Origin of the sequence: Leisingera sp. MMG026 (genome assembly GCF_021654205.1) — a bacterium.
In the GTDB taxonomy this organism is placed as follows: Bacteria; Pseudomonadota; Alphaproteobacteria; order Rhodobacterales; family Rhodobacteraceae; genus Leisingera.
This window is the reverse complement of sequence record NZ_JAKFZM010000036.1, coordinates 17463-39678: the sequence shown is the minus strand read 5'-3', so window position 1 is coordinate 39678 and position 22216 is coordinate 17463. Positions and strand designations below refer to the sequence as shown.

The 22216-nt window shown below is 63.0% G+C and carries 19 protein-coding genes; 11 read left to right on the top strand and 8 right to left on the bottom strand.

What is annotated here, in order from left to right:
• Window positions 1–135: 135 nt before the first annotated feature.
• Window positions 136–1341, bottom strand: coding sequence for a glycosyltransferase (locus tag L1069_RS17765; protein WP_237456573.1), 1206 nt, complete (start codon window positions 1339–1341; stop codon window positions 136–138).
• Between the two features lie 236 nt (window positions 1342–1577).
• Here L1069_RS17765 and L1069_RS17760 point away from each other — a divergent pair, with 236 nt between their 5' ends.
• Window positions 1578–2948, top strand: coding sequence for an oligosaccharide flippase family protein (locus L1069_RS17760; RefSeq protein WP_129371806.1), 1371 nt, complete (start codon window positions 1578–1580; stop codon window positions 2946–2948).
• 2 nt (window positions 2949–2950) lie between these two features.
• Here the strand turns inward: L1069_RS17760 and L1069_RS17755 are convergent, their stop codons facing one another.
• The 4 genes from L1069_RS17755 to L1069_RS17740 form a co-directional block, all read right to left on the bottom strand.
• The gene (locus tag L1069_RS17755) at window positions 2951–4201 is read right to left on the bottom strand and encodes a DUF874 domain-containing protein (RefSeq protein ID WP_237456572.1); all 1251 of its coding nucleotides are present in this window, start codon (window positions 4199–4201) and stop codon (window positions 2951–2953) included.
• A gap of 131 nt (window positions 4202–4332) precedes the next feature.
• Window positions 4333–5187 (bottom strand): CpsD/CapB family tyrosine-protein kinase, encoded by an 855-nt coding sequence (locus L1069_RS17750; protein WP_343328068.1) that lies wholly within the window; start codon window positions 5185–5187, stop codon window positions 4333–4335.
• 150 nt (window positions 5188–5337) lie between these two features.
• Window positions 5338–6105 (bottom strand): sugar transferase, encoded by a 768-nt coding sequence (locus tag L1069_RS17745; RefSeq protein ID WP_237456570.1) that lies wholly within the window; start codon window positions 6103–6105, stop codon window positions 5338–5340.
• Window positions 6106–6502: 397 nt separating this feature from the next.
• Complete coding sequence (locus tag L1069_RS17740) at window positions 6503–7519, bottom strand: AraC family transcriptional regulator ligand-binding domain-containing protein (RefSeq protein ID WP_237456569.1); 1017 nt, start codon at window positions 7517–7519, stop codon at window positions 6503–6505.
• A gap of 350 nt (window positions 7520–7869) precedes the next feature.
• Here L1069_RS17740 and L1069_RS17735 point away from each other — a divergent pair, with 350 nt between their 5' ends.
• The gene (locus L1069_RS17735; RefSeq protein ID WP_237456568.1) at window positions 7870–8712 is read left to right on the top strand and encodes a 2-dehydro-3-deoxygalactonokinase; all 843 of its coding nucleotides are present in this window, start codon (window positions 7870–7872) and stop codon (window positions 8710–8712) included.
• A gap of 193 nt (window positions 8713–8905) precedes the next feature.
• Here the strand turns inward: L1069_RS17735 and L1069_RS17730 are convergent, their stop codons facing one another.
• Window positions 8906–9706, bottom strand: a complete 801-nt coding sequence (locus L1069_RS17730; protein ID WP_237456567.1) for a TIGR03084 family metal-binding protein — start codon at window positions 9704–9706, stop codon at window positions 8906–8908.
• 91 nt (window positions 9707–9797) lie between these two features.
• Complete coding sequence (locus L1069_RS17725) at window positions 9798–10811, bottom strand: hypothetical protein (protein ID WP_237456566.1); 1014 nt, start codon at window positions 10809–10811, stop codon at window positions 9798–9800.
• A 362-nt stretch (window positions 10812–11173) separates the two neighbouring features.
• Between L1069_RS17725 and L1069_RS17720 the strand changes: the two genes are divergently transcribed.
• On the top strand, window positions 11174–12508 hold the full coding sequence (locus L1069_RS17720; RefSeq protein WP_237456565.1) for a hypothetical protein: 1335 nt from the start codon (window positions 11174–11176) through the stop codon (window positions 12506–12508).
• Window positions 12509–12578: 70 nt separating this feature from the next.
• On the opposite strand, the gene L1069_RS17715 is transcribed toward L1069_RS17720, so the two are convergent.
• Entirely contained in the window at window positions 12579–13697 is a 1119-nt protein-coding gene (locus tag L1069_RS17715; RefSeq protein WP_237456564.1) for a class I SAM-dependent RNA methyltransferase, read from the bottom strand.
• Window positions 13698–13973: 276 nt separating this feature from the next.
• Here L1069_RS17715 and L1069_RS17710 point away from each other — a divergent pair, with 276 nt between their 5' ends.
• The 8 genes from L1069_RS17710 to L1069_RS17675 all read left to right on the top strand — a co-directional run bounded on the left by L1069_RS17710 (window position 13974) and on the right by L1069_RS17675 (window position 21876).
• A complete protein-coding gene (locus L1069_RS17710) occupies window positions 13974–15707 on the top strand; it encodes an ABC transporter substrate-binding protein (RefSeq protein ID WP_237456563.1) in 1734 nt (577 codons plus the stop codon).
• A gap of 167 nt (window positions 15708–15874) precedes the next feature.
• A complete protein-coding gene (locus L1069_RS17705; RefSeq protein ID WP_129371817.1) occupies window positions 15875–16951 on the top strand; it encodes an ABC transporter ATP-binding protein in 1077 nt (358 codons plus the stop codon).
• A 7-nt stretch (window positions 16952–16958) separates the two neighbouring features.
• On the top strand, window positions 16959–18053 hold the full coding sequence (locus tag L1069_RS17700; RefSeq protein ID WP_129371818.1) for an ABC transporter ATP-binding protein: 1095 nt from the start codon (window positions 16959–16961) through the stop codon (window positions 18051–18053).
• Entirely contained in the window at window positions 18053–18916 is an 864-nt protein-coding gene (locus tag L1069_RS17695; RefSeq protein ID WP_129371819.1) for a sugar ABC transporter permease, read from the top strand. Before L1069_RS17700 ends, L1069_RS17695 begins: the two co-directional genes overlap by 1 nt.
• Window positions 18917–18927: 11 nt before the next feature.
• Window positions 18928–19725 carry a carbohydrate ABC transporter permease gene (locus L1069_RS17690; RefSeq protein ID WP_129371820.1) on the top strand — a complete coding sequence of 266 codons (798 nt, stop codon included), beginning with the start codon at window positions 18928–18930 and terminating at the stop codon, window positions 19723–19725.
• Window positions 19725–20003, top strand: a complete 279-nt coding sequence (locus tag L1069_RS17685; protein WP_027259960.1) for a DUF2160 domain-containing protein — start codon at window positions 19725–19727, stop codon at window positions 20001–20003. Before L1069_RS17690 ends, L1069_RS17685 begins: the two co-directional genes overlap by 1 nt.
• Window positions 20004–20327: 324 nt before the next feature.
• The gene (locus L1069_RS17680; protein ID WP_237456562.1) at window positions 20328–20744 is read left to right on the top strand and encodes a BlaI/MecI/CopY family transcriptional regulator; all 417 of its coding nucleotides are present in this window, start codon (window positions 20328–20330) and stop codon (window positions 20742–20744) included.
• Entirely contained in the window at window positions 20734–21876 is a 1143-nt protein-coding gene (locus tag L1069_RS17675; protein ID WP_237456561.1) for a M56 family metallopeptidase, read from the top strand. The genes L1069_RS17680 and L1069_RS17675 overlap by 11 nt, the downstream gene beginning before the upstream one ends.
• The last annotated feature ends 340 nt before the right edge of the window (window positions 21877–22216 follow it).

Here is a 22216-nt window from a genome sequence, read left to right as displayed (position 1 = left end):
CCCCCCCCCCCCCCCGGGCCCCCCCCCCCCCCCCCGGGCGCGGGGCCCCCCCCCCCCCCCCCCCCCCCCCCCCCCCCCCCCAACGGAAGCGGTGCATCTGCAGATGCACCGGCGACGGGCGGGAGTGCGCCGGTTTCACCCGGCGATGGCCTTGCGGAAATGGGCGGCGAGTTTGGCGGCCTCTGCGGCACTGTCATGACGGTCCAGCACGCGCCTGCGGCCCGCCTGACCCATAGCGTTCAGCTGCGAGGGCGGTGTCTGTGCAAGCTTGATGATAACCTGCGCCAGGGCGTCCTCATCCCCGGCCGGCAGCAGCCAGCCGGTTTGCCCCGGCACCACCAGCTCGGGCGTGCCCGCGATATATGTCGCGATCACCGGGCGCGCGGCGGCCATTGCCTCCATCACCACCATCGGCAGGCCTTCGGCAAAAGATGGCATCACCAGCGCATGGGAACTTGCCAGCTCTGCCTGCACCTCGGTTTCGGCAAGCCAGCCGGTCAAGGTGACGCTGCCCTGCAAACCATGCGCTGCAATTGCGGCCTCCAGCGCAGGCCGCATGCCGCCGTCGCCAACCAGCGACAGATGCAAATCCGGGATTTCCTGCACCAGCCGTGCCATGGCGTTCACCAGCACCATCTGGCCTTTCTGCTCCACAAACCGCCCGATCGCCACCAGCCGCAGCGGCCCCTGCGGCAACGGTGCAGGATCGGCAAACCGGTCCGGCTCAATCCCGCAATGCACCACCTTGAGACTGTCCCATTTACCGAAAGCGGCCCAGCGGCTCAGCTGGCTTTTGCCAAAGCTGCTGACCGCCACAGTAAAAGCCGCACGGTTGATCTTCTCGCCCAGTGACAGCGCCTGCGGCGCGTCGAACTCCTCGGGCCCGTGCACGGTAAAGCTGTAGCCAGGCCCGCCCAGCGCATGGGCCAGCATTGCCACCGCCGCGGCATTGGTGCCAAAATGGGCGTGCATATGCTGTACTCCTGCCGCAGCGCAGCACTGTTTCACATAGGCGGCTTCGCCCAGATAGATCAGGTGCCGCAGGAGACCTGTGCCGGCGGCATGCGCCAGTTTCAACGCTAGCCGCAGCGCTTGGGCAAATCGAACAGGTGACGCTGCCTCCCTGGCGAGTGCTGCAAGCAGGCGCCAGGCGCCGGCCTGCAGCACGTAGCCGGTACGGGCTGCCTCAGCCTGATCCTGCGGATCCGCCAAAGCCGCAGCCGAGGGGCGCATTGCCAGACGCAGGATCTCCACGCCCTGATGTTCCAGCGCCTGCAGCTCACGCCGGATGAAACTGTGCGAGGGCTGGGGATACGTGTTCAAGACATAGGCAATTTTCAACGCGGCTTGTTCCGTGCAAATCTTGGGTCTGCGGCAGGTTAACGGCGGTTGAGCAGCTTGCCCAGCGTCCTGTTGCGCTTGTCGCATAGATGTGGAGAATGGGCTGCGGGGGCCATGATTGTTAAAGTATTTTCTACCCCTGTATCCCGCATTCCTGTTGCAAGCGGCCCTGTGATTGACGCCCCCTGCCCTGCCGCCTAGCCTGCGGAACCGGACGTTTGGGGATTGGCGCGGACATGCAGCGGGTTGCTTCGCTATTTACCGGTCAGGGGATGATGGCGCGGGTTCTGCGCTCAGCCTCCTGGCTGATGATCGGATATGGCGGCAGCCAGGCCTTGCGGCTGGCCTCAAACCTGATCCTGACCCGCCTCCTGTTTCCCGAGGCCTTTGGTCTGATGGCGCTGGTTTCGGTGGTGACGGTGGGGCTGTCGCTGTTTTCAGACGTTGGCATCGGCCCGTCGATTGCCCAGAACAAGCGCGGTGATGATCCGGAATTCTTGGACACGGCCTGGACCATTCAGGTGATGCGGGGTTTTGGCCTGTGGGCATTAACGGCGCTGCTGGCCTGGCCTGCGGCACAGTTTTATGGCGCTCCGGAGCTGCTGATCTATCTGCCCATTGCCGGTGCCGGGTTGGCGATTGCTGGCTTCAACCCGACAAGGATCGAGACCGCGCACCGGCATCTGCTGGCGGGACGGGTCACGGTGCTGGATCTGGCGGGCCAGGTCATTGGGCTGGCAGCAATGGTTGCGCTGGCACTGGCCACGCAGTCGGTGATCGCGCTGGTGCTGGGCGGGGTGATCCAGGCGGCGGCCAAGCTGATTTTGTGCCATTACGGCCTGCCCGGTGCTGCAAACCGGTTCCGCTGGGAGACGGCGGCCGCAGGGGAATTGATCCATTTCGGTAAATGGATATTCCTGTCGACCGCTTTCTGGTTTCTGACCTCGCAAGGCGACCGGGCGATCCTGGGCAAGTTCGTCCCGCTGGAGGTGCTGGGCATTTACAACATCGGCTATTTCCTGGCGAGCTTTCCGATGCTGCTGGGCCATGCGGTGAACCAGCGGCTGATGATCCCGGTCTATCGCGACAAACCAGCCAGGGAGGCGCCGGAAAACCTGCAGCGGCAGCGGCAGCTGCGCGGCGGGCTGACGGCGGGAATTCTGGCGATGCTGATTGCGATGGCCTGGGCCGGACCCTGGCTGGTGCAGTTCCTGTATGATGACCGGTACCTGCAAGCGGGGCCGATGATCGTGCTGATTGCGCTGGCGCTGGCGCCGGCGGTGATCACCATGACCTATGATCAGGCAGCCTTGGCAGCAGGCGACAGCCGCGGGTTCTTTGTGTTCTCGGCTGCGCGGGCCTGCTTGCAAACCGGCATGTTCCTGGGCGGGGTGGCCTGGTTCGGGCTGGCGGGCGGCATTGCGGCGCTGGGGCTGGCAATGCTGGCGGCCTATCCGGTGCTGGTGCGGCTGGCGCGCAGGCATCATGTCTGGGATCCGCTGCATGATGCGGGCTATGGGCTGCTGACCCTTGCGGCCGGGGGGGCAGCCCTGCTCTGGCACTGGGATGCTGTAACGGCGATGGCAGCCGCGATGAGCTTTTCCTGACCTCAGGCCCCGCGCCTGAACAGTCTGGACAGCCCGCGCTGGGGCCGCCGGGCGTCCATTACCGGGATTGAGACCACCGGCATCAGGCCGGTTTCCCGCTCCATCTGCGCGGCAGTGCGCAAAACCGGGTGGCGCAGCTCTTGCAGGAAGGCCGCCAGAAGCGCCGCGATTACACTGGCCGCGGCGCCCAGCAGGGCCTTGGTCTTGCGGGCGCCGGTTACAGGAAAGTCCGGCAGCGGTGCGGGTTCGATCACTGTCAGCCGCTCGGCCTGACGGCCGGTTTCCAGGCGAAAGCCGACCTCGGCCTCGTTGCGGCGGGCGGTCATTTGCGACAATTCCCCCTGCGCCTGCTCCAGGCGGCGGTCATAAGCGCCCAGCCGGCGTTCAACCTCGGGCGTGGTCTGCAGAGAGGCCTCAAGCCCGGTCTTGCGCTGGGACAAGAGCTGCTCCTGGGCGTCCAGCGTGGCCAATTGCTGGTCCGCCTCCGCCAGCAACCGGCGGGCCGTGGCCGGGCGTTCCGTGGCCTGGGCCTGATCGGCAGCGCGGCGGATTTCGATGCGTTCGCGGGCAATTTCCAGCAGCCCCTCGTTCATGGTGGCGATTTCGGCGCGGCGGAATTCGATGGTGCCGGGCAAGGTCACGTCGTTTTCATTCCGGTAGGCCGCGATTTCGTCTTCCAGGGCCGCAACCTGATCCGCCAGTGCGGCCTCCTTTTCGGCAAAGAAGCTGAGGGTCTCGCGGGCCTGGTCAATGCGGGTGGCGACGCTGAGTTCGATGGTGCGGCGGCCGAACTCGCTGGCGACTTGCTGCGCCTGCACGGCGGTGGGCATCCGGGCGGTGATGGTCAGCACCGAAATAGTGCCGTCATCGGCAAAGCCTTCACGCGCGGCGGCGACGCCGGTGATGCGGACCGAGTCCCGCAGCAGCGCCACCTTCTGCAAGGGGGTCAGGGCGGTCATGTCCGCGTACAGGCCGAATTTTTCGATGATTTCCAGCACCGTGCCGCGCGCCATCAGACGTTGTTCAATCAGCTGCATCCGGCGGGCAGAGGAGCCTTCGACCGTTGACTTGGCCAGTTCACCGGCGATCTGCGGCTGGGTGATCTGCAACACTTCAGCAGTTTCAAATTCATGCTGCTGCCGGGCGGCAAACCAAAGCGACAGCAGGCAGCCGAAAACAAAGACGCAAGCGATGGCGAACAGCCTGCGCCGCACCATGTCCAGGAAATCGCCAAGCGTGTATATCGGCCCCATCTGTCTGCTCTCTTGCGGCTGATGCGTGCCAGCCGGTTGCCATCCATGCCTTCAGACGGCCCGCCGGCCGCCATTACCCGGATTTTGACCACAGCAACCGGGCAAAACTATGACCCCCGGCTGCTTGGCCGTCAATTCAGCAGGCTGTCCGCCTTGCGGGCCCGGTTCAAAACAACGCCCAGCATTTGCGTATGGCCCGCCAGCATCTTCTCGCAGGCGGCCAATTGGGCTGCAGTGGTGCGGGTGCCGTCCGCAATCAGCAGCACCCCGTCCACCTGCGGCAGGAAGGCGGCGGTGTCGTCATGCTCCAGCACCGGCGGCAAATCGAACAGAGCGGTGTCGGCGCCCAACCGCAGCATCATGTCGTCCAGCACCCCGGCACAGCTGCGGCCATGCAGTATTTCGGCGGCGTCCTGATCCACGGCACCGTTCAGGCCAACGGCCAGCGAGGGCAGCGGGCGCAGCAGCTGATCCTCCATTTGAACGCGGCCGGACAAAAAGCCCGCCAATTCCCCAGGTGCTGTCATTCCCAAGGCCCGCGCGGCACCGGGGCGGCGGAAGTTCATATCCATCAGCACCGTGCGGCTGTCCGGCACCCGTGCCAGGCTCAGCGCCAGGTTCACAGCCGTAAAGGTGGTGCCGCAGCCGGCGGCGGGCGCCGTCAGGGCAACCCGTTTCCAGCCGCGGGCCTTCAGCGTGTGCAACAGCCGGGTGCGCAGCAGGTCAAACGACTTGGCCGCAGGATCTGCGCGGAACCGGCTGACCAGAGGCAGCCGCGCCTGCGCCTGTGCTGCGGCGTCGAATGGCACCTGGCGGATCCTGTCCCAGGGTTCTGGCAGGGTCGCGGGCAATTGCGCAGGCGGCGCAGCAGCAGTGGCCGCGAGAGGCGCTGATGAAGGCTGGCTGCCGCCAACGTCAGCGGCAAAGGGCATGGCACCCGCCGGAGCGCCGCGGCGGCGGAACCGTTTGAAGCCCTGCTCGCTCATGCCGTTTTGTTCTCCCTCCTGCGGGCTGCCTGCCGGACTGGCAGCACATGCCCCTGATCGTGCAAAATGCTTCACAACCGCGTTCCCCGCAATGGCTGACCGGGCTGCAGCGGGCACTCGGACTGAGGCCTGCAGCGGATCAGACAATAATTAATATCCCGTCCCTTTCAGCACCACGCCGGCGGTCCGCCAGATCAGCCCCAGATCCCGGCTCAGCGACAGGCTGCGCCGGTATTCGAAATCCGCATGCATGCGGCTGGCAAAGCCGGCTTCATTGCGGACCGAGACCTGCCAGATGCCGGTGATACCCGGACGCAGTTCGTTATAGGCGCCGGCATCGCCATACAGCGGCAGCTGCTCCGGCATCATCGGGCGCGGGCCGACCAGGCTCATATCGCCGGTCGCCACGTTCCACAGCTGCGGCAGCTCGTCCAGCGAGGTCGCACGCAGAAAGCGGCCAACCTCTGTGATACGCGGATCGTTCTTCAGCTTTTGAGTGTCGTCCCATTCCCGCCGCAGCGCCGGGTCGGTCTCAAGATAATACTGCAGCAGGTGGTCCGCATCGCGCACCATGGTGCGCAGCTTCAAGATGCGGAAGACCCGCCCGCCGCGGCCCAGACGGGCCTGCGTGTAAAACGGCCGGCCGCCCTCCAGCCAAAGCGCTGCCGCACACAGCGCAATCAGCGGCAGCACCAGCGGCAGGCTTAGAATCACCAGCAGCAGATCCAGCCCCCGCTTGCCTGCTACGGCATAGGCACCGCGTGACCCCTGCCTGGGCCGTCGCGCCTGCGCGATGCCCTTCAAAGCCGCATTTATGTTGGCTGCTTGCATCTGGTGCACGGCCATTGCTGGCCGCTGCCGTTCGATTTCAGCCCGCATAAAAGACAGCCCCGCCCCTCCGGGAACCATGTCTTTCATTCGAAAACCCCCGCTCTCCAGCCTTAAATCCTGCTGGACCGCCGCCTCAATAGACGGCCGTTCAAACTCACCCCTGCATTCCGCAAGTCTTTGACAGCGAAATGCCATTACTGATTTTCAGATTCAGAACCGGCCACGCCCCCACGCGCCCGCATCTATTTTGGAAACCGCCCAATTCCCCGGCGGCAGTTCAGTGCTGCGCCCTTCTGCAGCCCGTCTTATTTAAAGCAAATTTTAGAAATTCCGCACAAAATGTGAAAACAGGCCGGAAAAAACCCGGAAACCCCATTTGAATACAGATTGCCCGGAGACAATTCACACCTATTGCAAGCCATTGTTTACGCGGGAGCGCGATGCCAGTACTTGACTGCGGGGATCTGCGGAGCCTCGGGCCGGTTTATTTACCCCGGAACTGCCCCGGGCTTTGGCCTGTCCAGCGCCGGAACGCATCGCTGAAACTATTCAGCCCGGAGTAGCCCAGGAGAAAGGCGATTTCGGCCAGGGCCAGGCCGCTTTCGCGCAGATAGCGAATTGCCAGCGCCTTGCGCAGTTCCTCAAGAATGGTGAAATAGCTGGTCCCCGTTTGCGCCAGTTTGCGCGACAGGGTCCGCGGGCTCATCCCCAGGTCCGCCGCCACAGTGCCAAGCGTGGCCGATCCGCTGGACAACCGCGCAGAAACCGCGTCTTCGACCTGTGCTGCAAGACCTGTATTTTTGCGGCCCCGAGCCTGGCCCTCCAGAAGCTGATCCCCATAAGACCGCAGCACGCGCAGCAGAACACCGTCGGCACTGATCAGCGGCAGCTCCAGATCTTCCGGCCTGAAGACAAACCGGCTGACCGGGGCGCCGAATTCCACCGGGCAGCCGTAGAATGCCGAGACTTCATCCCTTCCGCCGCTGCGCTGATGGCTGAAGGCTGCCTTTTGCGGTTCAATCCGGGATTCAGTTCCATCACGAAGGGCGGCAAAGAACACCGCTGCCAGAAATTCAATGTACTGATGCGCATGCAAACCGGGCTCCGCTCTGCACGTCCAGGTGAACTCGCCATGCGAGGCAAGCCGGGAGGTCTCCAATTCCCAGACCTCGCTCATGACGCCGGCATAGCGCGCGATGTTGCGCAAAAAACAGCCTGCAGTCGGCGAACTCCGCGCGATGTAGCCCAATAGTCCAGCCTGCCGCAAATCCGTTGCACAGCCGAGATGGAAGCCGAATAACGGGTCGCCGGTCAGTTCCGCCGCGTGTTCAAAGAAGCCCGCGATTGCCGAAAACGGTGCTGCGGGGTCTTCCTTGCTCAGCAGTGCCTGGCCGAAACCGGTTCCCGTAAATACTGCCGCAGGTGAATAGTCGCGGGCCAGAAGATGGCGCGCGGCCAACTGGGCAAAAATCGCATTATGCTGTGCCGGAGTGCCGGGCATATTTGCAGTACCTCCTGTCACTGTTACGCGTGCGCCGCCTTGTTCCGGCGCGGCACAAGCCACCGGGCTGCCGGTTCCCGTATTCCGCGCCGCCGTCCCTGGCGGGACCGATGGGCCGAAGGGCCGCCGATGCCTGAACTCTAATGGATTTTGGGGACCGGGCGCAGAGCTGGATAGGCTGTCTTTTGCACAAATCCTGCGCGCGTTAGCCCATGACGCGCATACGTTCGGACAGTACCTTCGCCATACGGGTATTCAGCCCCATACCGGCGGGCGGGGCGCCCGCTTGCCGGAGCAGAGAATCAGCGCCATAAGCCCGGTAACGCAATGGCAAAGGAAGTGAGGGCATCATGCAGTCTCCCCGCAACGGCACCGGCTGGCTGGCCGCAAATCTGGACGGAGACACGCTTTCAGCCTGGGAAATGGCTGGCAGCACGGCGGGGCCGGCACAAATGCTGCGCCTGCAGGACAGCCGTCCGCCCGCGCTGGCGGCAGCGTTGCGGCAGGTGCTGGGCGGCGCGCCGCGCCCGGTGCTGCTGGGCGGCACTGCTCTGGCGCCGCCGCATCCGGTTCCGGTGCAGCCGGCCAAGCTGCCCGTGGCAAAAACGGTGTTGGACGGCATGCCTGTTCATGTCCTGCCAGGGCTGAGCCAGACCGCACCCTGCGGGTTGATGCAGGGCGCCGCGGCTGCGGTCAGCGGCTTCCTGCAGCTGAACCCGGAGTGGGACGGGGTGATCTGCCTGCCGGGCATTGTGACCCATTGGGTGCAGATCAGCGCCCGCGAAGCTGTCAGTTTTCAAAGCGCTTTGACCGCCCAGCTGGCACAGGTTGCGATACGGGGCATGGCGCTGGAGGCGGCAGGTACCTGGGACAAGGCAGTATTGGCAGAGGCGGTGGCAGACGGCATTGCCAAACCCGAGCAGCTGGCAGCGCGGCTGGCTTCGGTTCAGGCGGCGGCGGCGCTGGGGCAACTGCCTGATGAAGCTGCGCGGGCGCAGATTTGGGGCCATCTTCTGGGCGCCGAACTGGCAGCCGCCCGGCCTTACTGGCTGGGTCAGAACCTGGCCTTGATCGCCGATCCAACTCTGCAGGCTTTCTATGCCGCGGCATTGGACGCGCAAGCGCTGCCGGTCACCCTGGCGGATCCTGGCCGCATGACACTGCAAGGGCTGATTGGCGCCTGGCCAGGTTAGGTGTACCGCCTGCCAGCCTTCGCTGCCGCGGCAACCGGCGTCCAAGACTGTTTCATGAGGGCAGCAAACCCGGAAGATCCAAGACAAACCGAAGCTCTCCCGCGCCTGCAGGTGTCCCGCGGCCCAACGGGCACAGGATTTCCGTCAGGAAGGCCGAAGCCGGGCGGGAGCGCTCCGCGGATGCCGGGACTATTCAAGCTTCTGTCTTGTAACGAATTCCCTTGCCGGGCGGAGTTTCCGGCGGGCCTGCAAAACACTGGGCGATGTTCATCCAGCTGGCGGCAGTTTCGCCTGACAACTGCAGCCCGCTGTCTGCAATGCTGCGCACCTGCGTGACTACCTGGGCAAATTCCACCGCCGAACCTTTGACAAATTCCCTGTCTTGCGGCGCGTTCCAGTCCCAGACTGCTCCGGACGGCCCGGTCAGCTGCACATAAGGCGCAGGCTCCGGCACCGCCAGCCCGCGGTTGCGGAAACTCCAGGCGTAGGTCGCCACGCCCAGATGCGCGATGTTGCGGATCCGGTCCTGCTCTGGCCGCTCCAGCCCCAAGAGATCGAACACCTCCTGGCCATGCGCCCAGGTCTCCATCTGCCGGGCAGTGACCGAACTGAGCGCGCTCATGTCCGGCCCGATCCATTTCAACCGCTGTTTGGGATCCGCCTTGGCAAAGGCATCGGCGCAGGACTCCGCCCCAAGCCGCCAAGCTTCAAACAGTGCCCGGCCTGACAGGCCGTTCAACCAGGGGAATTGACAATCCAGGATCGGCTTGCCCGCCTGCATGTGCCGCAGCACCGGGGCGATGAAGGCGGCAAATGCCTCGTCTCCTTGCAACGCCGCCTCCGCTGCGGCGTTGAACAGGTGCAGATGCCCCAGCACATGATCAATGGTCCACCCCTTGAACTGGGTCGCGCGGCGGAACTCCGCCTCTGGCAGATCCTCCAGAATGGCCGCCAAGGCGCGGCTTTCGGCACGGAAATCTTCGGCCTGCTGCATATCTGTTCCCCGGTTGTGTCCGGCCGCAGACTAGCGGCCGGGCCACCAGGCCAGAACCCTGGACCGCACGTCACAAACGGAAGAAAGGCGTTCAGACCCCGGACATGGCCCGGAACGCGCGCCCGGCAGCCTCGAAGTTGCGGCAGAGCGGCGCGGTCAGCTTGGATTGCGCGGCATAGTAGGCACCGGTGCGGCACAGCTGAGCCGCGAACTCCGGATGCACCCCGGCATCATCGTATTTGCGCACCCGCTCCTGGCTGAGCCAGCCGCGGCTCTTGACCTCTTTCTGGATCAGCTCCAGCCGCTGGATGCAATGCAAGGCGGTATAGGCCGAGAGATACTCAAGATAAGCGCCGATCTCATGGCCGCAGCCAGGGTCAAAAGTCTCGATCATCACATCGGCCATTTGATCGGGAGCGATGGGCCAGGTTTCATCGCCGATCAGCCAGGCGAAATCCTCGGCCCCGTGGCGCAGGCCCGCATATTCGAAATCAAACCAGCGCACGAACCCGTCTTCCCCGATCGCGGCGTTGCCTGCGCGGCAGTCCCATTTCAGAAACTGAACTCCGGGCTGCTCCATGAATTCGGCGACTGCCGGATAGTCGAATGAATCGGGGATGCCCATGGAAAAGGCTTCAAGTGCCCCGACCGAGCTGACAAAATTGCGGATCCAGCTGCGGTTGGCACCAAGATGCGGCAGGACGCTGTGCAGTTCGGTTTTGCGGGCTGCTGCCTGGATCCGGAAGATTGCGGCGCAGGCCTCTGCCGCCAGTTCCAGCTGGTCGCCCGGCGCATGTTCGATAATTTCTTCGCTGAGCCGGACCTGACCGGTGTCTGATTGAAACAGCACATCGTTGTGAACGCCCAGCACCCGCGGAATGTCATCGCAATGGGGCGCCAGCTGCTCAAGCACAAAGGCCTCCAGATGGGTGCGGCGGAAGTTGGCACGCAGGGTGGCGATGACGGTGCGGTCCTTGAAATGCAGCCGCAAGGAGGACCGCGACTTCCCCCCCGGTGCCGAGATTTCCCGCGGCTCTTCGCCCAGAACCTCCCAGGCCGCCCCCGCAACATATGCTGAGCGTTCGTCAAATCTGCCATCAGCCATTCCCGGTCCCCATTCCAAGCCTGCCGCCCGAAACCGGTGCGGATTCCCTTTTGTGAGTTAACACCCTGGCAGTAAAAGGCGGCGCTTTTCGGGACAGATTTGGGCAATTCCCGCGCTCCACTGGCTGATTCGGACGGCAGCAACCGGGACGCACGGGTCAATTGGAGGCTTTAATAAAACAATGACACCCCCATCAGTCCATTTGTTTCCGCACCCGGCCTCCTTCGTTGAAATTTTGACTAAATTGCGGTGGAAGTTTGGCCCCTCCGGCCGGTTTTCCTACTCTCATGCAATTCGCGTTTGCGGCTGGCGGAAAGCTGCAGCGCCACTGTGATTCAAGATTTTTCTGGGGGTAGAAAAACATGGGCCGGGGACATTTTTCATATGGCTGGGGGCGCGGGAATGCGTCCTGGGGCGGCAAGCAGGCTTGCGGCGGCAATAGTTATTACAACGGCGGCGTGCAAGGCGGGCATTTCGGCCGCTGGTACGACAGCAACCTGTCTGACCGCTATGGCTGGAAGGGCAAGGGCAGCAAAAACTGGTGGCAAGACAAGGACCAGGACGGAACCGGTGGCACCAAGGGATCCGGTGGGACAAAGGGGTCTGGCGGCACAAAGGGATCTGGCGGCTCCTATGGGTCTGGCGGCACCAAAGGGTCCGGCGGCACCAAGGGCTCCGGTGGCACAAAAGGATCGGGCGGCACAAAAGGCTGTGCTGGTTCCAAAGGCTGGGGCGGCAAGGGCCATCACGGCAAGAAGCATTGGTGGCACCGCGAAGAAGACGATTGGAACAGCAATGGAAGCGGAGGATCTGGCGGCACCGGCGGTTCCGGTGGATCAGGCGGCACGCATGGGTGCGGCTCCGGCACCAAGGGTACGGGCACAGGTGGTTCGGGCACGGGCGGTTCGGGTACGGGCGGTTCGGGTACGGGCGGCACCAAAGGGAGCGGCGGGACTAAGGGAACAAGCGGAACCAAGGGCACCGGAGACGGCGGTGGCAATGGCGGCGGCGATACCGGCAAAACCTCGGTCACATTTGAGATCGGCGGCCATGGCGACCCCAGCGTCTCGGTCGAGGTGCTGCAGACTCCGCAGGGGCAGCTGTTCATCAAGATGGAGCCGACCTCCTGGGATGGCGAGGTTGCCGATATCGACGGGTTGTTCTTCAACATGGCGGATGACGCCAGCGTCGACGGTTTGAACTTCTTTCCGGATGAGAACGCGCTGCCGGTCACCGGTCATGCGGCCAGCGCCAATGCGGTCAATGCGCTGGACACCGGCACCACCGTGCCCGGCAATTTTGACGGCATGGTGCAATTCGGCCAGGCGCCGGACAGCACCGATGGCACCGTCACCAATGCCAACTTCACCCTGTGGTCCGATGCCGGGCTGACGCTGGACGATATCGACCTTAGCAGCATGTCGCTGGTGGTCAGCAACCCGGACGGCTCGCAGCACGTTCTGGAGGGCGGCTATGATCCGGCAGCTGCGGCCAGCAGCGGTGCGTCTTATGCCAATGGCGGGGTGACCGGCGACGGGCTGAGCAATTGGTATGACGCCAATCTGGGCGGCCAGTTCCAAGGCGGCAGCGAACCCGGCACCGAGGATATCATGGCGCTGATGAACCAGCCGGTGGGCGGCACCATGCCCGGCAGCGGAACCGAGGGCGGCGCCGAAGATCTTTATGAGTTCGCCTGAGCCGGCCTGACCTGTTCCACACATCCAGCAGGAGGGCGCAACAGAGCGCCCTCTTGACGTTAAAGCCCTGTCAGGGCAGCGGACCCGTCTTGAACAGGCGGATTTTCAAGCCGCCATGCGCCACAGGAGCGCCAAAGGGCAGGAACGGCAGGTTTGCAGCCTTTGCCAGCCCGGTTTCCGAGGTGACAATGCCGACGCGCCAGCCGGAGAACCGTTCCTTGAGTACCTGCCCCAATGCCCCATAAAGGGCAAAGAGCAGCTTTTTGTTGCCGATCCGGGCACCATAAGGCGGGTTGACGATGACCAGGCCCGGCGGGCCGTCCGGGCGCTGCAGGTCACTGACTGCGGCTTGGGCAAAACGGGTGCAATCCGCCACGCTGGCGCGGTCCGCATTGGCTGCGGCCATCTCAACTGCGCCTTCGTTGCGGTCGGAGCCGTGGAACAGCAGATCTGTTCCGCGGGCCTCACCTTGCTGTTTCAGCGCAGCCCAGGCCGCCGCATCAAAGGTGGCCAGCTGTTCAAACGCAAAGCTGCGGCTGCGGCCGGGCAGCAGGCCCTTGGCGATCTCGGCCGCCTCAATCACAAAGGTGCCGGAACCGCACATCGGGTCCACCACAGGTTCATTTCCGTCAAAGCCGCATTCGCGCAGAAACATCGCGGCGAGATTCTCGCGCATCGGCGCCTTGCCGACAGCGGATTTGTGGCCGCGCTTGTGCAGCCCCTCGCCCGATGTGTCGACGCTGAAGACGCAAAGGTTGTCCTCGATCCGCAGCTTCACCGTCAGTTCCGCATCTTTGGTGACCGGCGCGCCGAGAGTCACGGCAATGGCCTTTTCCACCCGCTGGGCGGCGGCGCCGGCGTGGTAGATCTTGGACTTTTTGTTGGTGGACACCTCCACCTTGACCGGCACATCCGGGCGCAGCACGTCACTCCAGGGAAACTTGCGCGACCGTTTGTCGAGCTGGGCCAAGTGGAAGGCGCGGAATTCACCGATCCGGGCCAGCACCCGCGCGGCGCCGCGCACCAACAGGTTGGCGCGCCAGACATCCGCCCAGCCGCCCTGCACCGTGACCCCGCCCGGCACTGCCTTGGGCGCGGCAAATCCCAGCTCCTTGGCCTCGGCCAGCAGCGCCTGTTCCAGTCCCGGCGGTGCGGTCAGGAAGATCTCAAATGTGCTTTCTTGCGTCATGCCGCCTCCTTAGCTGCAAAGCCTGCGCACGGCGACTGTTTTTTCCGCAACCGCATAAGCGGAAAGTACCGTGGCGTCACAACCGCTGATGCTGCAATGCGGCATTCTTTTTGCCATCTTTCCCGACCGGAGATGGTTCAAAATTCCCTTTAAAAACTGATGCATACGCATTACTAAAAAATTAGTTTGACAAGATATTCCAACCTATGAAAGCTCTATAGCAGTCAGGTGCAGATCACGCACAACTGGCCTTAAGCGACTTTCAGGGAGGAAAAGATGCGTAAGTATCTTTTGTCCGCAGCCGCCGTTTGCGCGATGGTTGCCGGATCAGATGGCTATGCCGACGAAATGGCAGCCAAAAAATGGATTGATGAAGAATTCCAGCCGTCGGTGCTGACCAAGGATGAACAGCTGTCTGAGATGCAGTGGTTCATTCAGGCGGCCCAGCCGTTCAGCGGCATGGAAATCAACGTGCTGTCGGAAGGTATTCCGACGCATTCCTACGAATCCGAAGTGCTGACCAAAGCCTTTGAGGAAATCACCGGCATCAAGGTGAACCACCAGATCCTGGGTGAAGGCGAGGTCGTTCAGGCCGTGCAGACCCAGATGCAGACCAAGCGGAATCTCTATGACGCCTATGTCAATGACTCCGACCTGATCGGCACCCACTCGCGTCTGCAGCTGGCCTATAACCTGACCGACATGATGGCAGGCGACTTCAAGGACGTGACCAACCCGGATCTGGACCTGGATGACTTCATGGGCACCCAGTTCACCACTGGCCCGGACGGCGATCTGTACCAGATGCCCGACCAGCAGTTTGCGAACCTCTACTGGTTCCGCAAGGACTGGTTCGACCGCGAAGATCTGCAGGCGGCCTTCAAGGAAAAATACGGCTATGACCTGGGTGTGCCGGTCAACTGGTCGGCTTATGAGGACATCGCCGAGTTTTTCAGCGATCATGTCAAGGAAATCGACGGCACCGCGATCTATGGCCACATGGATTACGGCAAACGCGCGCCGGACCTTGGCTGGCGGATGACCGATGCCTGGCTGTCGATGGCCGGTGCAGGATCGAAGGGTGAGCCGAACGGCGTGCCGATCGACGAATGGGGCATCCGTATGGATGAAGGCACCTGCAACCCGCAGGGTGCCAGCGTCACCCGCGGCGGTGCTGCCAACGGCCCGGCGGCTGTCTATGCGATCCGCAAATGGGACGAATGGCTGCGCAAATACGCGCCTCCCGGTGCGGCGTCTTATGACTTCTACCAGTCGCTGCCGGCACTGGCACAGGGCAACGTTGCGCAGCAGATCTTCTGGTACACCGCATTCACCGCCGACATGGTGAAGCCGCAGTCCGAAGGCAACAACACTGTCGACGCCGAGGGCACGCCGCTGTGGCGGATGGCGCCCAGCCCGCATGGCCCCTATTGGGAAGAAGGCCAGAAGGTTGGTTATCAGGACGTGGGTTCCTGGACCTTCCTGAAGTCCACCCCGGTTGACCGTGCGCAGGCGGCCTGGCTTTATGCCCAGTTCGTGGTGTCGAAAACCGTGGACGTGAAGAAATCGCATGTGGGTCTGACCTTCATCCGCGACAGTTCGATCAACCACGAAAGCTTCACCGAGCGTGCCCCCAAGCTGGGCGGCCTGGTCGAGTTCTACCGCTCGCCCGACCGTGTTGCATGGTCGCCGACCGGCGTGAACGTGCCTGACTATCCGAAGCTGGCCCAGATCTGGTGGCAGCAGATCGGTGACGTCAACTCTGGCGCCTTCACCCCGCAGGAAGCGATGAACCGTCTGGCCGAGGAAATGGACATCACCATGGCCCGGATGCAGCGTGCGGACGAGCAGGCCAGCGTCTATGGCGGCTGCGGCCCGCGCCTGAACGAAGAGAAAGACGCGGAGTGGTGGTATGCCAATGGCGGCGCCAAGCCGCCGCTGGAGAACGAGAAACCCGCAGGCCAGACCGTCAACTATGACGAGCTGGTGGCCCGCTGGGCGACTGAGTAAAGCTCTCCTCCCGGTCCGGCCAGGCTCCCCATCGCCCGGCCGGGCTGAACCCAGGCCCCGGAGACACTTTCCCGTCTTCCGGGGCCTTCTTCCCCAAAAGACTGCGCGCCCCTGCCCCCATTCGCACCTGGGCGCAAACAGGCCGCCTGCCAGAAAGTCAAAGCAAGATGGCACTCGAACTTAAGGGTGTGACCAAGCGCGTCGGCGCGATCCAGCACATCAAGGACACCTCATTGGTGCTGGAACCCGGTCATTTTAACGTCCTTCTCGGCGCCACCGGCTCCGGTAAGACCTCACTGATCAAACTGATGGCGGGCCTCGATCCGATGGCCAGCGGACAGGTGATAATGGACGGCGAGGATGTCAGCCGTCTTAGCACCCAGAAACGCAACATCAGCCTGGTGCATCAGTTTTTCATCAACTACCCGCATATGACGGTGTATGAAAACATCGCCTCACCGCTGAAAGTGGCCGGGATGGCCAAGTCGGAAGTTGCCGGCCGGGTTGAGGAAGCCGCAGACATTCTGCAGCTGAAGCCAATGCTGCACCGCCGCCCGCATGAGCTGTCGGGCGGCCAGCAGCAGCGCTGCGCCCTGGCCCGCGCGATTGCCAAGGAAAGCCGCGCGGTGTTCCTCGATGAGCCGCTGGCCAACCTCGATTACAAGCTGCGCGAGGAGCTGCGCGACCAGCTGCCCGAGCTGTTTGCAGGCCGCGGTGCCGTGGTGGTCTATGCGACCTCGGAACCCGAAGAGGCGCTGCTTTTGGGCGGCAAGACCGCGCTGATGCGTGACGGCCGCGTCACCCAGTTCGGCCCCACCGCCGAGATCTACCGCAACCCCGGCAATGTCGATGCGGCGCGGGTGTTCTCCGACCCGCCGATCAACACCGCCGAGATCATCAAGCAGGGCAGCACGGCCCGCCTTGGCGCAGGCGTCACCTGGGAGCTGAGCGGTGATGCTGCGAACCTCAACGATGGCACCTATACAATCGCAATCCGCCCGCACCACGTGCTGCCCGTCGCCAAAAACGGCGCTCAGGTGCGGCTGTCGGGCCAGGTTCAGGTGACCGAGCTTTCCGGCTCTGAAAGCTCTGCCCATTTCGACATGGGTTCCGGCCCAGCTGCCGGCAGCTGGGTATCGCTGGCCCACGGCGTTCACCCCTACCGCGTGGGTGAGTTGCACGATTTTTACATGGACCCCGCGCAGGCCTACTTCTTTGCCCCTGACGGCAGCCGCGCGGCGTGAGGCATCAATGGCTAAAATAACACTCTCAAAACTGCGCCACAGCTATCTTTCAACGCCAAAGACCGACTCGGACTACGCGCTGAAGGAAATCGATCTGGATTGGAACGATGGCGGCGCCTATGCGCTGCTGGGTCCGTCGGGCTGCGGCAAATCCACCTTGCTCAACATCATCTCGGGCCTGCTGGTGCCCTCCGAGGGCCAGATTCTGTTTGACGGCAACGACGTGACCGCGCTGCCGCCGGACCAGCGCAACATCGCCCAGGTGTTCCAGTTCCCGGTGATCTACGACACCATGACGGTCTACGACAACCTGGCCTTCCCGCTGCGCAACCGCGGCCGGGATGAGGCCACCGTGCACCAGCGTGTAATGGCGATTGCCGAAATGCTGGAAGTCACCGAGATGCTGGAGCAAAAAGCAGCCGGCCTGTCGCCCGACAACAAGCAGAAGATCTCCATGGGCCGCGGGCTGGTACGCGAGGATGTCAACGTGGTGATGTTCGACGAACCGCTCACCGTCATTGACCCGCATCTGAAGTGGAAGCTGCGCTCCAAGCTGAAGGAGCTGCACCAGCGGGTTAAGGCGACGATGATCTACGTCACCCACGACCAGACCGAGGCGCTGACATTCGCCGATCAGGTGGTGGTGATGCAACTGGGTGAAGTGGTGCAGATCGGCACCCCCGTCGAGCTGTTCGAACGCCCTGCCCATACATTCGTGGGTCACTTCATCGGCTCGCCGGGGATGAACATCCTGCCCTGCGAGCTGCGGAATGGCGCTGCGATGTTTGCCGGCAAGGCCGTTGCGCTGGAAGGCCCCGTTCAGGGCGCTGCGCAAGGCCGGACTGAAATCGGCATCCGCCCGGAGTTTGTCGCGCTGGCGGACCATGGCCTGCCCGCCACGGTCACCAAGGTTTCCGACGTGGGCCGCCATACGGTGGTGGAATGCGAGGCCGGCGGCCAGCGCGTCAATGCCGTTGTCGAAGCCAACGCCCCGGCCAAGGGCAGCGCCGTGCACCTTGCCTTCCGCCAGGACATGACCCGGCTTTACGTGGATGGCTGGCTTGCCACCTCCCCCGCTGCAGACGAACAAGGAGCAGCCTGATGAAAACCGAAAACCAGAAAGCCTGGTTCTTTGTGCTGCCGGTGCTGCTGCTGGTCGCCTTTAACGCACTGATCCCGATGATGACGGTGGTCAACTACTCGGTGCAGGAAACCTTTGGCGACAACGTGTTCTTCTGGCAGGGGCTGGACTGGTTCCAGCAGATCCTGCGGTCGGACCGCTTCCATGCAGCGCTTGGCCGCCAGTTCATGTTCACCTTCCTGATCCTGATCATCGAGGTGCCGCTGGGCATCGCCATTGCCCTGTCGATGCCGCGCAGCGGCTTCTGGGTGCCGGTCTGTCTGGTGCTGATGGCGCTGCCGATGCTGATCCCGTGGAACGTGGTTGGTGCAATGTGGAACATCTTCACCCTGCCCGACATCGGCCTGCTGGGGTATTTCCTGAATCACACGCTGGGCATCAACTATGACATGACACAGGATCCCATTGCGGCCTGGGTCACCATCGTCACCATGGATGTCTGGCATTGGACCTCGCTGGTGGTGCTGCTGTCCTACGCGGGCCTGGTCTCGATCCCCGACGCCTATTACCAGGCGGCCAAGATCGACGGTGCCTCCAACTGGGCGGTGTTCCGGTTCATCCAGTTGCCGAAGATGAAAACGGTGCTGACCATCGCGATCCTGTTGCGCTTCATGGACAGTTTCAACATCTACACCGAGCCGTTCGTGCTCACTGGTGGCGGCCCCGGCAACTCCACCACGCTGTTGTCCATCGATCTGGTGAAAATTGCACTTGGCCAGTTTGATCTCGGCCCCGCAGCCGCCATGTCGCTCATCTATTTCGCAATCACGCTCCTGGTCTCCTGGCTGTTCTACACGCTGATGACCAAGGACGATCTGAACTAAAGGAGGGGAACATGCAGAAACGATCCATCGTCCCCATTATCTATATCCTGTTCCTCATGCTGCCGATCTATTGGCTGGTAGCGATGAGCTTCAAGACCACTAACGAAATCCTGTCGGGCTTCTCGCTGTTCCCGCAGACCTTCACGTTGGAGAATTACGCGACCATCTTCACCGATCCCAGCTGGTACTGGGGCTATATCAACTCGATCCTTTACGTCACGATCAACACAGGCATCTCGATCGCCGTGGCGCTGCCGGCGGCCTATGCGTTCAGCCGCTACCGGTTTTTGGGCGACAAGCAGCTGTTCTTCTGGCTCCTGACCAACCGGATGGCACCGGCGGCGGTGTTTGCCCTGCCGTTCTTCCAGCTCTACTCCGCGGTGGAGCTGTTCGATACCCACCTGGCGGTGGCGCTGGCACACTGCCTGTTCAACATCCCGCTGGCGGTCTGGATCCTTGAGGGCTTCATGGGCGGCATTCCGAAAGAACTGGACGAAACCGCCTTTGTCGACGGCTATTCCTTCCCGCGCTTCTTTGCGACGATCTTTATCCCGTCGATCAAGGCGGGCGTGGGCGTGGCAGCGTTCTTTTGCTTCATGTTCTCCTGGGTGGAACTGCTGCTGGCCAAGACGCTCACCGCTGTCGCCGCCAAGCCGATCGCCGCCACCATGACCAAAACCGCGTCCTCCGCGGGCTATGAACTGGGCCTGCTGGCGGCTGCGGGAACTCTGACAATCATTCCGGGCGCCATCGTGATCTGGTTTGTCCGCAACTACATCGCGAAGGGTTTCGCGATGGGGAGGGTGTAATGTTTTCATGGATGGCCTGGACCTGGCCCACTGCCCTGCTGTTCATCGGCATCTTCAGCGCCATCGGCGTGCTGATCGCGGTGGAAATCCGCCACCCCGGCGGCGCGGCCCGCAAGGGTGTGCTCGGCCTTACCACCACCCGCGGCGACCGGCTGTTCATCAGCTTGCTTGGCACCTCCTATATCTTCCTGGCATGGCTGGGCCTGGTGGGAATGCCGCTCTGGTGGCCCTTGGGACTGGCAATCGCCTGGGGCGTCTTCTGCTTCTGGAAGGTCTGACTGCCCCGCGGGTCAGTTCCGGTACTGCCCCTGCGGGTCAAGGGGGCCAAAGGCCCCGCCGCAGGCGGCTTGCCCTTGACGCGCGAAACCAAACACAATCGGAACAGGCCTTGAAGGCAAACCTGCCCTTCAAGGCCTTCTCAGCCAAAACACCAACGGACACGCCAAGCCCCGCCCCCAAGGCCGGCGCGTCACGTCTCAACACTCAGAATAAGAGCGCGCGGAAGCGCTCAATTTGACACCCTCGGCCCCAGCCGCCGCACGTCTCCTAAAAAAATAGTTTTCACCAGCCTCCCCTTCCCCTAGCATGACTGGAACCATCAAATGAGCCGGACAGCCGAGGCAATGCGCAAGAAACACGACAATTCCCTGCTCACCGAAGTGGAGCTGGAATTCATGACCGCCGTCTGGGACATGGGCGGCGGCACCGTGCGCGATATCCTGGCCAAGCTGAACCAGGTACAGGAACGCGCCTATACCTCGGTGGCCACGGTTCTTAAAATCATGGAGCAAAAGGGCTTCCTGACCAGCGAGCGCAAGGACCGCTCTTTGGTTTACCGCCCCGTCGTTCCCAAGGCAGAGTATCAGAAAACATCTCTGAAAAACCTTTCGAGCAAGCTTTTCAACGGCGCGCCCGCCGCCCTGGTGGCGCGGCTGGTCGATGATGAGGATGTGACCGACGAGATGCTCGAGGAGATGCGGGCGCTCTTGGAGGAAAGGCTGGGGGACAATGCCAACTGATGCTCTGCTGAATGCCTATTTTGACCTGAATATCCTGCTGCTGGCAGGGGTTGCGTTGTGGTTCTTAGCCCGCAAGCTGCTGGCGCGCAGCAAACTTGGCCGCGCTTACCGGCCGCAATTGCGGTTGCTGAACGGGATGACGGTGCTGCTGGCGGCGACGCCATTGCTGATCATTGCCTTCACGCATTTCGTCACCCCCCATCCGCCGAATTTCTCCGACATGCTGGTCTCGCAATACTTGCAGGGCAATGTCAGCATGAGCGCAGGCACGTTTGAGACGCTTCTGGGCTTGCGTGAGGATGCCATGCGCGGCCTCACCAGCCTGCAGCCGTTTTGGGCCCAGGCCCTGTCCGCCGCGTTTGCCGCCGGAGCGCTGTTCTGTCTCGCCCATGTGGCTGCTTCCATCTTCCGCCTGCGCCAGAACCTGGGCTGCGCCTTTGTCTGGAAACGGATCGGCCGGGTGCAGCTGATGGTCTCTGACACCGTCCGTGTTGCCTATTCCACCCGCGGGCTGTTTTGCCGCTATGTGGTGCTGCCTTCGGCTCTGCTGAGCGATCCGCGCGATCTGCGCCTGACCGTTGCGCATGAGCTGCAGCACTTCCGCCAGCGGGATATCGAATGTGAATTCCTGCTGGAGATGCTGCGCCCGCTGCTGTTCTGGAATCCGGCGTTTTATCTGTGGCGGCACGAGGTGCGGCTGCTGCGCGAGTTTGCCTGCGATCAGGCGCTGATGGCGCGGCCCCGGTTTGAAGTTCGTGCTTATTGCGAGTGCCTGATCCGCGCCTGCGCCCATGCCGCCCGCGGCCCGGCCCTGTTTACCCGCCGCAGCCCGGCAGTGGCCCTGGTCGACCGCCGCGAAACCCGCCGCGGCGCCTCGCTGCAACGCCGTATCATTGCGGTTACCGCCGCTCAGCCGCAGGGGCAAAACTCGCTGGGCTGGGGCCTGGTGTACCTCACCATGGCAGGGGCGGTGCTGGCCACGGCCATGATGCTGCAGCGTCCCAGCGACTGGAGCCATGACCGCATCATGCTGTCGACCATCGTCAACCTGGAACGCATGGCCAGCCGCAACACGTCACCTGCACTTGCCGTCAGCGCGCTGAACGGCGGTTTTGCTGTCCCCGCCCAGTAGGCAGCCGGTTTCAGGTACCGGCCGGTACAGTCGCCCAGCTTTTCTGAATTGCACCGCCTGGTCGGCCATTAGTGCCCGGCAACGGCTGCTTGGCGCCCCCGTCTCCCGGACAGGGCACGGCAGTTCCCCGCTCTTAGATTTCAAGACGCGAACAGGTATCGCAGCCGGTACAGGCAGATTTCTGCAGGACCGGCTCCGGCGCTTGAGCGGAGAAAGGACCAGGAAGAATCCAGGGCGGCAAAGCGCCTAGGAGACAGGCCGGTTCTGGCAGTCCGGCGCCGGAAATTGCGCCTATGGCTCAAGGGGATAGAACCTGGCTCTGCGGCAGCCTAGCTCTATG

What these genes read in the sequence shown, in the direction of transcription:
- L1069_RS17690 (WP_129371820.1), top strand. Translation starts at nt 18,928, where the DNA reads ATGCAGAAACGATCCATCGTCCCCATTATCTATATCCTGTTCCTCATG.
- L1069_RS17695 (WP_129371819.1), top strand. Translation starts at nt 18,053, where the DNA reads ATGAAAACCGAAAACCAGAAAGCCTGGTTCTTTGTGCTGCCGGTGCTG.
- L1069_RS17750 (WP_343328068.1), bottom strand. Translation starts at nt 5,187, where the DNA reads ATGAGCGAGCAGGGCTTCAAACGGTTCCGCCGCCGCGGCGCTCCGGCG.
- L1069_RS17720 (WP_237456565.1), top strand. Translation starts at nt 11,174, where the DNA reads ATGGGCCGGGGACATTTTTCATATGGCTGGGGGCGCGGGAATGCGTCC.
- L1069_RS17715 (WP_237456564.1), bottom strand. Translation starts at nt 13,697, where the DNA reads ATGACGCAAGAAAGCACATTTGAGATCTTCCTGACCGCACCGCCGGGA.
- L1069_RS17680 (WP_237456562.1), top strand. Translation starts at nt 20,328, where the DNA reads ATGAGCCGGACAGCCGAGGCAATGCGCAAGAAACACGACAATTCCCTG.
- L1069_RS17735 (WP_237456568.1), top strand. Translation starts at nt 7,870, where the DNA reads ATGCAGTCTCCCCGCAACGGCACCGGCTGGCTGGCCGCAAATCTGGAC.
- L1069_RS17755 (WP_237456572.1), bottom strand. Translation starts at nt 4,201, where the DNA reads ATGGGGCCGATATACACGCTTGGCGATTTCCTGGACATGGTGCGGCGC.
- L1069_RS17710 (WP_237456563.1), top strand. Translation starts at nt 13,974, where the DNA reads ATGCGTAAGTATCTTTTGTCCGCAGCCGCCGTTTGCGCGATGGTTGCC.
- L1069_RS17745 (WP_237456570.1), bottom strand. Translation starts at nt 6,105, where the DNA reads ATGAAAGACATGGTTCCCGGAGGGGCGGGGCTGTCTTTTATGCGGGCT.
- L1069_RS17685 (WP_027259960.1), top strand. Translation starts at nt 19,725, where the DNA reads ATGTTTTCATGGATGGCCTGGACCTGGCCCACTGCCCTGCTGTTCATC.
- L1069_RS17760 (WP_129371806.1), top strand. Translation starts at nt 1,578, where the DNA reads ATGCAGCGGGTTGCTTCGCTATTTACCGGTCAGGGGATGATGGCGCGG.
- L1069_RS17700 (WP_129371818.1), top strand. Translation starts at nt 16,959, where the DNA reads ATGGCTAAAATAACACTCTCAAAACTGCGCCACAGCTATCTTTCAACG.
- L1069_RS17725 (WP_237456566.1), bottom strand. Translation starts at nt 10,811, where the DNA reads ATGGCTGATGGCAGATTTGACGAACGCTCAGCATATGTTGCGGGGGCG.
- L1069_RS17675 (WP_237456561.1), top strand. Translation starts at nt 20,734, where the DNA reads ATGCCAACTGATGCTCTGCTGAATGCCTATTTTGACCTGAATATCCTG.
- L1069_RS17705 (WP_129371817.1), top strand. Translation starts at nt 15,875, where the DNA reads ATGGCACTCGAACTTAAGGGTGTGACCAAGCGCGTCGGCGCGATCCAG.
- L1069_RS17730 (WP_237456567.1), bottom strand. Translation starts at nt 9,706, where the DNA reads ATGCAGCAGGCCGAAGATTTCCGTGCCGAAAGCCGCGCCTTGGCGGCC.
- L1069_RS17740 (WP_237456569.1), bottom strand. Translation starts at nt 7,519, where the DNA reads ATGCCCGGCACTCCGGCACAGCATAATGCGATTTTTGCCCAGTTGGCC.